General features: G+C 66.6%; 2 protein-coding genes. Both read right to left on the bottom strand.

The features are described 5' to 3' along the window. Nucleotides 1-91 precede the first annotated feature (91 nt). Nucleotides 92-961 carry a peptidyl-prolyl cis-trans isomerase gene (locus PSm6_RS09345; protein ID WP_043244646.1) on the bottom strand — a complete coding sequence of 290 codons (870 nt, stop codon included), beginning with the start codon at nucleotides 959-961 and terminating at the stop codon, nucleotides 92-94. Beyond that, nucleotides 948-1826 carry a peptidylprolyl isomerase gene (locus PSm6_RS09350; protein WP_081711565.1) on the bottom strand — a complete coding sequence of 293 codons (879 nt, stop codon included), beginning with the start codon at nucleotides 1824-1826 and terminating at the stop codon, nucleotides 948-950. Before PSm6_RS09350 ends, PSm6_RS09345 begins: the two co-directional genes overlap by 14 nt. Between the last annotated feature and the right edge of the window lie 89 nt (nucleotides 1827-1915).

Here is a 1915-nt window from a genome sequence, read left to right on the forward strand (position 1 = left end):
TCCCCATAGTTCGTCCGTCCACTGTTGTACAGGCTGCCCTGCCGTTTCCCTATGCCGGCACCTATCGGCCGGCTCTTCGCAATCGGCTCATCTAGCGCGAGCTGTATTGCACCTTCACCTGGCGCGTCGCCTCTTCACTCAGGCTTTTCACCGCCTGTTTGAGGGCCTGCGGCGCCAGTTTCTCGCGTATCTCGCCACTCACTTCCGACAGCGGCCTGGCCGGCAGGCGCTCCTCGGCGGTCACCCGCACCAGCAGCATCTGGCCGTCCACGTAGAGCGGCGCGATGCTGCCCGCCTGGGTGGGTTCCACCAGGCTGCGCAGGGGCTGCTCCAGCAGTTCGGGCTTGATGCGGTTGCTGCGGTATTCCAGCGGCTTGCCGGCGGCGCGCCAGGCGGCCACCCGCTTCTGCCAGTCGTTGCCCTGCACCTCGGCACCGCTGAGCAGTGCGATGAGTTCGGCGCGCTGGGTTTCATCCAGCTCCTGGTCGCTGGTGATGATTTCGAAGCTCTTTTCCACGCCGCCGCCGAATTCCTCGGGGTGGCGCTGGTAGTAGTCGGCCACCTGCTCGCTGGTCACCGGCTCCGGCGTGGCGTGCTGCTCCAGGTAGTGGCGCACCAGCAGTTCTTCGCGGTAGGCCTGGGCCTTGAGGTCCAGCTGGGCGCGCTCGCCGGCATCCAGTTCGCGCTCGGCGAGCAGGGCCATGGCGCGGCTGGCCACCAGGCTGTCGAGGATCTTGCGTTCCACTTCGTCGTTGGCGAACAGCGGTGCCGACTCGCCCAGGGTGCGCTCGACGGTCAGCTCCAGCTGGGCCCGGGTGATGGGGCTTTCGTCCACCGTGACCAGGGTCGCCGACGGCTCGATCGGTACCTGCGCCAGGGCCTCGGCACCGTCGTCGTCACGGCAGCCGGCCAGCAGCAGCGCCGCCAGCAGGCAACCCAGCGTCCACTCAACCCGCGGCACGGTCTTCGCCTTCCTTGGCGGCAGTGCCCTCGGCAGGGGCCGGGGGCGTCTTGCGGTCGATCTTCGCCGCCTTGGCCAGGCGCTCCAGTTCGGCCTGCTTGGCCTCCTGGCGCAGTCGATAGCGGATGTCGCCACTGACCGCTTCGAACGGCTGCTTCACCACCTGCGGCCCTTCGATCACCTTGATCACGTGGAAGCCGAAGGGAGTGACCACGGGCTCGGACAGCTCGCCCGGCTTCATGGCGAATACCTTGCCGCTGAACGCCGGGTCGATGGCGCCTTCCTGCAGCCAGCCAAGGTCACCGCCCTGCTTGGCGGACAGCTGGTCCTCGGAGAAGGTGGCGGCCAGCGCGGTGAAGTCCTCGCCGGCGTTGATCCGCGACTGCACTTCCTGGGCCTTGCTCAGCAGGGCCTGGCGCTCGTTCTCGCTCATGCCGGGGTTGGTGCGCAGGAGGATATGGGCGACGTGCACCTTGCGCGCCTGGAACTGGTCGGGGTTGGTGGCGTAGAAGTTGCGCACCGCTTCGTCGGTCACCCGCTCGCGCAGGAACTCCTCGAAGTAGCGGCTGATCAGCATCTGCTTGCGGAACTCGGCCACCTCGGTCTCCACCTGCTCGGCGGGGAGCAGGCCCTGGGCTTCGATCTGGCCGGCCAGGCCTTCGCGCTCCAGGTACTCGTCCAGCTCGCGGCTGACCCATTCGGCGTTCTGCGCCGGAACCCGCTTGAACTTGAGGAAGGCGTCGAACTGCGCCTGGGTGACCGGCTTGCCGTTCACCTCGGCGATGGAATCGCTGGAGGAATCACAGCCCGCCAGGAGCAGGGCCAGGATCGAGGACGCCAAGGCGAGGCGTGGGAACTGCTTCATGGATCACCACCTTAATAAGGTCAAATTCCTTTTATCGCGGGTGCGATATACAGGTCGGCCACAAACAGGGGTGTGACTCGACTCACAAA

Source organism: Pseudomonas solani, from assembly GCF_026072635.1.
GTDB classification, from domain to species: Bacteria; Pseudomonadota; Gammaproteobacteria; order Pseudomonadales; family Pseudomonadaceae; genus Metapseudomonas; species Metapseudomonas solani.